We start from the raw sequence: 7,437 nt of genomic DNA on the forward strand, positions 1-7,437 counted from the left end.
AGGGCCGGAGAGGATCAGCGGCGTACTGCGGTCTCCGGGCAGCGGGGCGCCCGATGGGGCGGCCGGTCGAGCAGGAGCCACGCGCTGTCCATGCTCTCCATCGAAGCCTCGGATCGGTCCGCTCGCAAGCTCAACAGTCTTTCCCTGACGGAGCCCTGACGGGAATTCACCCCAGGCCGGGGACGGTGGAGACGAGCAGGTCGATGGCCTTGATGCCGACGAAGGGGAGGATGAGGCCACCGAGTCCGTACACCAGCAGGTTGCGGCGCAGCAGCTCGTGCGCGGACGCCGGGGTGTAGCGGACGCCGCGCAGGGCGAGCGGGATCAAAACCACGATGATCAGGGCGTTGAAGATGATCGCGGAGGTGATCGCCGAGGTGGGGCTGCTCAGCCCCATGATGTTCAGTGCTTCGAGCCCCGGGTACGCGCCCGAGAACATCGCGGGGATGATCGCGAAGTACTTCGCCACGTCGTTCGTGATCGAGAAGGTGGTCAACGCGCCTCGGGTGATGAGGAGTTGCTTGCCGATCTCGACGATCTCGATGAGCTTGGTCGGGTTGGAGTCGAGGTCGACCATGTTGCCGGCCTCCTTCGCGGCTGACGTGCCGGTGTTCATCGCCACGCCGACGTCCGCCTGCGCGAGCGCCGGGGCGTCGTTGGTGCCGTCGCCGGTCATCGCGACCAGTTTTCCGCCCTCCTGCTCCCTTCGGATCAGGGCGAGTTTGTCCTCGGGGGTGGCCTCGGCGAGGAAGTCGTCGACGCCGGCTTCGTGGGCGATGGCCCGGGCCGTGAGCGGGTTGTCACCCGTAACCATGACGGTACGGATGCCCATGCGGCGCAGCTCCGCGAACCGTTCCCGGATGCCCTCCTTCACGACGTCCTTGAGGTGGACGATCCCGAGCACCCGCGGGCCGTCGCCGTCGTGCAGGGCCACGAGGAGGGGCGTGCCGCCGGCGTCCGCGATCGCGTCGGACCAGTCTCGGGCCTCGGGTGGCACCGCGCCCCCGTACATCTCCACCCAGGCGACGACCTGGGCCGCGGCCCCCTTGCGAATGTGGCAGGCGCCGCCGTCCCAGCGCAGGTCGACGCCGCTCATCCGGGTCTGCGCGCTGAACTCCACGAACCGGGGGTTCGCCAGTTCGCCCTCGGCGGGGGCCTCCAGACCGTACTGCCGCCGGGCGAGCTCGGCCACGGACCGTCCCTCGGGGGTCTCGTCGGCGAGCGAGGAGAGCTGGGCCGCGTCGGCCAGGAGGGCGGCCTCCACTCCTGGGAGCGGGATGAAGGCGGCGGCCTCACGGTTGCCGAGGGTGATCGTTCCGGTCTTGTCGAGGAGCAGGGTGTTCACGTCACCTGCCGCCTCGACGGCCCGGCCCGACATGGCGAGGACGTTGCGCTGCACGAGCCGGTCCATGCCGGCGATGCCGATCGCGGAGAGCAGGGCCCCGATGGTGGTGGGGATGAGCGTGACGAGGAGGGCGACGAGGACGGTGGTGGACGGGGCGGCGTCCGCGTACCCCGCCATCGGCTTCAGTGCGACCACCACGAGGATGAAGACGACAGTCAGGGCGGAGAGAAGGATGTTGAGGGCGATCTCGTTCGGGGTCTTCTGCCGTTCCGCGCCCTCGATCAGGGCGATCATCCGGTCCATGAAGGAGTGTCCGGGCCGGGACGTGACCCGTACGACGACCCGGTCCGAGAGCACCGTCGTCCCGCCCGTGACCCCGGAGCGGTCGCCGCCGGCCTCGCGGATCACGGGCGCGGACTCGCCGGTGACGGCTGACTCGTCGACCGAGGCGATCCCGGCGACGACGTCGCCGTCCGCCGGGATCAACTCGCCCGCCTCGACGAGGACGAAGTCGAACTGCTTGAGGTCGGTCGCGGCCACCGCCTCCGTCGCGGCGCGGTCGACATCGGTGCCGTACCGCCAGTGGTTGAGGCGCAGCGCGACCGTGTCCGTCCGGGCCCTGCGCAGCGACTCGGCCTGCGCGCGGCCCCGGCCTTCGGCGACGGCCTCCGCGAGGTTCGCGAAGACCACGGTCAGCCAGAGCCAGACGCTGACCGTCCAGGTGAACACGGACGGATCGAGCAGTGCCGAGAGCGTGGTCAGCGCCGAGCCGACGGCCACCACGAAGAGCACGGGCTTGCGGACGAGGGTGCGCGGGTGCAGTTTGCGCAGCGCCTCGGGGAAGGACTTCACGAGCTGCACGGGGTCGAGGAGCCCGCCGTGGCCCGCCCGCCGGCGCCCGGGACGGAAGCGGGGGGCGGGGTTGCGGGGCGGGGCCGGCGGGGGGCCGGGGAAGGGCGGTCCGTCGGAGTACGGTGAACCGGCGGGGACCTGCGGGCCGGTGGAAGTGGGCGGGCCGGCGGGAGGGTGCGCCGGTCGGGGCGCGGCGGAATGCATCGCGGAAGACCTTCGGGAAGATCCCGGCCGTCCGTGCGGCGGAGGCCGAGGAGAAACGGCTGGGCCCCTCCCGGGAAGAAGTCCCGGAGGAGTGGACTGTCCGGCCCGCGCCTACGGGTGCCGGGCCGTGTGGACCCGGCACCCGGGGTGCGGCTGTGGACGGACAGCGCGGTCGCGACGCGGGGGCACGGAACGCCGGATGGGAGGGCGGTCCGTGCCCCCGCGGCCGGGACGATCAGGCCACTGACGTCCCTGGGCCGGTGAGCGACCGAGGATGAATCTAGACGCTCGACGCCCGGGTGAAGCCAAGTCGGCGCAGCCTTTGACGAGCCTCTTACGAGCCGTTGGACGTGCTCGTCAAGGTCCCGTCAAAGCGAGGTGACCTGATGTCAGAACGGCGTCAAGAAGGCCGGATCTCCGCCCGGTCGTGGCACAGGATGATCTCCTCACGGGGGATCGGACGACCGTTCGAACGCATGGGGTGGGAGGGGCGCGTCGCCGAGGCGGCGCGCATGGTCCGTGACCGACGGCCCGGACCGACACCTCGGTGCGAGCGAGCGGGACCGTCCGACGAGAGGGACGTTCCGGCCCGCGGCACCAGGGGGTGGCCGCGGGCCGGACGAGCCCTCCTGTACGACAGCCACGCCCTCCTGTGCACAGACATCCGGACCGGGATCGGCGGACGTGCGCGCCCGGCCGTGTGAACCGCCCGTACGGGAACCGTCAAGGTCCCGTCAGCTTCCGGGGCGCGGTCGACAGGACGACGTCAAGGTGGGCGGGCTGCCGCCCGGTGCGGGCTTCGATGGCAGTGGGCGGCCGTGTTCCGGCGCCCTTCGTGTGCCGGCATCGGCCGTACCCCATGGGGAGTTGGTCTTTCGTGAGTGTCGAGAACGTCGTCGGTCTCGTCGTCGCCCTGAGTCTCGTCGGTTACCTGGTAGCCGCGCTGATCCGCCCGGAGAAGTTCTGAACCGTGCCGGGCGTCCGGCGACGCAGTCGCTCACCGGGCGCCCGCAGCCGGGCCCGTCCGCCGGACGCCGGGGACGGCTCAAGGTGCTCGTCGGCGCCGCGCCCGGCGTCGGCAAGACGTACCGGATGCTCGACGAGGGCCACCGCAGGGCGGCGCGGGGGACGGACGTGGTCGTCGGCGCCGCCGACTGCCGCGGCCGACCGCACACCGAGGCACTCCTCGACGGCCTGGAGCTCCTGGGACACCGGGACGACGCGGCCTTCGGCCGTCCCGCGGACGGTCACGGCGGCTTCGACCTGGACGCCGCACTGCGCCGCCGCCCCGGACTGCTCCTCGTCGACGACCTGGCCCACACCAACCCGCCCGGTCACCGCAACGCCCGCCGCTGGCAGGACGTCGAGGAACTCCTCTCGGCCGGCGTCGACGTCCTGACGACCATCGACGTCCAGCACCTGGAGTCCCTGAGCGACGTCGTCGAGACGATCACCGAGGTACCGCCCGGCGACGGCGTCCCGGACGGCTTCGTCCGCGGTGCCGACCAGATCGTCCTCGTCGACGTGGATCCTGAGGACCTGCGCCGGCGGATGGCGCACGGGAACATCCACCCCCCGGAGATGGTGGACGCGGCCCTGGCCAGCTGGTTCCGCCCCGGCAACCTCACGGCCCTGCGGGAACTCGCCCTGCTCTGGGTCGCCGACCAGGTCGATGACGCCCTGCGGAGATACCGCACCGAGCACGGCATCGGCGGGATCTGGGAAGCCCGGGAGCGCGTGGTCGTCGGACTGACGGGCGGCCCGGAGGGCGACACCCTCATACGACGAGCCGGCCGGATCGCCGCCCGGTCGGCCCGCGGCGAACTGTCGGCCGTGCACGTCGCGCGGGGCGACGGGCTCGCTGCGGGCGCCTCGTCCACGGCGCTCGCACGGCAGCGGCGTCTGGTCGAGAGCCTCGGCGGCAGTTACCACACGGTCGTCGGCGAGGATGTGCCGACCGCGCTGCTGGACTTCGCCCGGGCCGGGAACGCCACCCAGCTGATCCTCGGCACGAGCAGACGCGGCCGCTTCGAACGCTTCCTCACCGGGCGCGGCATCGGCGAGACCACCGTCTCGCTCTCCGGCGGGATCGACGTGCACATGGTCACCCATGAGCGGGCGGGCCGGGGACGCCTGCTCCCCACGCGCCGACGCACCCTCCCGCTGTCCCGGCGCATTGCCGGACCCCTCGCAGGTGTCGTTCTCCCCGTCCTCCTCACTCTGCTGCTCGACCGGGTCAGGGGCAGCATCGGCCTGACCAGCGAGGCCCTGCTCTTCCTGCTGGTCGTGGTCGGTGTGGCCTGCATCGGCGGCGTCGGATCCGCGCTCGTCGCGGCCGTGACGGCCTCCCTGCTGCTCAACTACTGGTTCGTGCCGCCCATAGGGGCTTTCTCCTTCGAAGACACCGACAGCGTCCTCGCCCTCGGCGTGTTCGTCGTGGTCGCGGGTGCCGTCGCGGCGGTCGTGGACCGGTCGCTGCGGCTGTCGCGCAGAGCCGCGAGCGCCACGGCCGAGGCCGAGACCCTCTCGGCGCTCGCCGGCTCCGTCGTCAGGGGCGAACACACCGTCCCCGACCTGCTCGCCCGCACCCGGGAGACCTTCGCCGCCCACGCCGCCGAACTGACCGACCACCCCGTGGACGACCCCACCGCGAGCCAGGTCACGATGGGCGACGGCAGCTACCTCGTCCTGCGTGGCTGCACCCTGCCGGCCGCCGACCGCCGCGTCCTCACTGCGTTCGCCGCCCACCTCATGGCCGCCGTCGAACGGGCCCGGCTCGCCGAGGCGGCGGCCGAGGCGGAGACCGCGAAGGCCGCGGACCGGATGCGCACCGCCCTCCTCGCCGCCGTCAGCCACGATCTACGGACTCCGCTCGCCGCGGGCTGGGCAGCCGTGGCCTCCCTGCGGAGCCCCGACGTGGACTTCACACCGGAGGAACAGGCGGAGCTGCTGGCCACGGCGGACGAGTCCATGGCCCGGCTCAGCAGGCTCGTCGACAACCTCCTCGACATGAGCCGCCTCCAGGCGGGAGCCCTCACCCTGGACCTCCGCCCCACGGCCTGGGAAGAGGTCGTCCCGGCGGCCCTGGACGGCCTCCCGGACGACGCGGGACGCCGGGTGTCCCTCCAGGGACTGGAGGAGGCACCGCTCGTTCTCGCCGACCCTCCGCTCCTCGAACGGGTCGTCGCCAACCTCGTGGCCAACGCCGTACGCCACTCCCCGCCCGGACACCCCGTCCTCCTCGGAGCCAGTACGCTCGCCGGCCGCGTCGAGCTGCGCGTGGCCGACCGGGGCCCCGGTCTGCCGCCGGCGGACCGTGAGCGCGTGTTCGAGCCCTTCCAGCGCCTCGGTGACACCGACAACACCACCGGTGTCGGCCTCGGCCTGGCCCTGGCCCGAGGGCTCACCGAGGCGATGGGCGGCACGCTCACCCCGGAGGACACCCCCGGAGGAGGACTGACCATGGTCGTCACGCTGCCCTGCGCGCACGCCCGGACGCAGGGTGTCCCCGTCCCTACGGAGCCCTGACAGCTGCCTGGGCCGTGCGAACGATGCCCTCCAGCCGGGCACAGGAGCCGGTCGCGTAGGGGACGCGTCAAGAGCGGCGTCAAGGACGTTAGAGCGGCGTCAACGACGACGGCGGCGGCCGAAAGAGGCTGTTTCCTCATCTCGTCAGAGAATCCGCTCTTCCTTCTTCCGGGAGTTCACGATGGCCGACATGGCCTTCGTCGTCACCACGATCGCGGTCTTCGCGCTGGTGGCGTTCATCGCCAAGGGGGTGGCGAAGCTGTGAGTGCCGAGAACGTGATCGGTCTGCTCGTCGCCGCCGCCCTGCTGGGAAGGTGTACTCCTCGGAGAAGCACCTCCGGCCCGAGAAGTGGATCTACAAGGCGATCGGCGCCAACCCGGCGGTCGAGATGCGCTGGCCCGCGTACCTGCGCGGGGTCCTCGCCTTCTCCGCGGTGAGCGTGCTGTTCCTGTACCTGCTCCAGCGGGTGCAGGGGTCGCTGCCCGGCTCGCTGGGCTTCGTGTCGATCGACCCGGACCAGGCGTTCAACACGGCCGCCTCGTTCGTCGCCAACACCAACTGGCAGTCGTACTACGGCGAGCAGGCCATGGGCCACGTCGTGCAGACCGGCGGCCTGGCGGTGCAGAACTTCGTGTCGGCGGCGGTCGGCATGGCGGTCGCGGTCGCTCTCGTCCGCGGCTTCGCCCGGTCCCGTACCGGCGAGCTGGGCAACTTCTGGGCCGACCTGGTCCGCGGAGTCGTCCGGATCCTGCTCCCGATCTCCGTGATCGGCGCGCTCGTCCTGGTCGCCTGCGGGGCCATCCAGAACTTCTCCGGCATCCACGAGGTCGGCCAGTTCACGGGCGGGACGCAGCAGTGGAACGGCGGGGCGGTGGCCTCGCAGGAGGTGATCAAGGAGCTGGGCACCAACGGCGGCGGTTACTTCAACGCCAACTCCGCCCACCCCTTCGAGAACCCCAACGGGCTGTCGAACCTCTTCGAGATCTACCTGATCCTCGTCATCCCCTTCGCGCTCACGCGGACCTTCGGCCGCATGGTCGGGTCGCTGAAGCAGGGATACGCGATCCTCGGCACGATGGCCGTCATCTGGGTCGGTTTCACGGCGCTGATGATGTGGACCGAGTTCGCGGGGAAGGGTCCGGCGTTCGAGCTGGCCGGCGGCGCCATGGAGGGCAAGGAGACCCGGTTCGGCATCGGCGCCTCCGCGATCTTCTCGGTCGCCACCACGCTGACCTCGACCGGCGCCGTGAACCTGATCATGGCGATCATCGCGGTGTTCATCGCCGGCCTGATGGTCGGCCGCACCCCGGAGTACCTGGGCAAGAAGATCGGCACCCGCGAGATCAAGTTCGCCGCCTGCTACATCCTGGTCACCCCGGCGCTCGTCCTCGGCTTCACCGCCGCCTCCTTCGTCCTGGACACCCCGGCCAACTCGATGACGAACTCCGGCGCGCACGGCTTCTCCGAGATCCTGTACGCCTACACCTCGGGCGCCAACAACAACGGC

The 7,437-nt window shown here is 71.5% G+C and carries 4 protein-coding genes; 3 read left to right on the plus strand and 1 reads right to left on the minus strand.

What is annotated here, in order from left to right:
* Window positions 1-166 precede the first annotated feature (166 nt).
* On the minus strand, window positions 167-2,401 hold the full coding sequence (gene kdpB / locus IF73_RS0107410) for a potassium-transporting ATPase subunit KdpB (RefSeq protein ID WP_078867969.1): 2,235 nt from the start codon (window positions 2,399-2,401) through the stop codon (window positions 167-169).
* An 877-nt stretch (window positions 2,402-3,278) separates the two neighbouring features.
* Between kdpB and kdpF the strand changes: the two genes are divergently transcribed.
* The 3 genes from kdpF to IF73_RS0107430 form a co-directional block, all read left to right on the plus strand.
* A complete protein-coding gene (gene kdpF, locus IF73_RS40315; RefSeq protein WP_037878462.1) occupies window positions 3,279-3,368 on the plus strand; it encodes a K(+)-transporting ATPase subunit F in 90 nt (29 codons plus the stop codon).
* Between the two features lie 125 nt (window positions 3,369-3,493).
* Complete coding sequence (locus IF73_RS0107420) at window positions 3,494-5,929, plus strand: ATP-binding protein (protein ID WP_234338182.1); 2,436 nt, start codon at window positions 3,494-3,496, stop codon at window positions 5,927-5,929.
* Window positions 5,930-6,243: 314 nt separating this feature from the next.
* Window positions 6,244-7,437, plus strand: a 1,194-nt coding sequence (locus tag IF73_RS0107430) for a potassium-transporting ATPase subunit KdpA (protein WP_037878472.1), incomplete at its 3' end; no start/stop codon positions are given.

This window comes from Streptomyces sp. NRRL F-5727, assembly GCF_000719555.1.
Classification (GTDB): Bacteria; Actinomycetota; Actinomycetes; order Streptomycetales; family Streptomycetaceae; genus Streptomyces.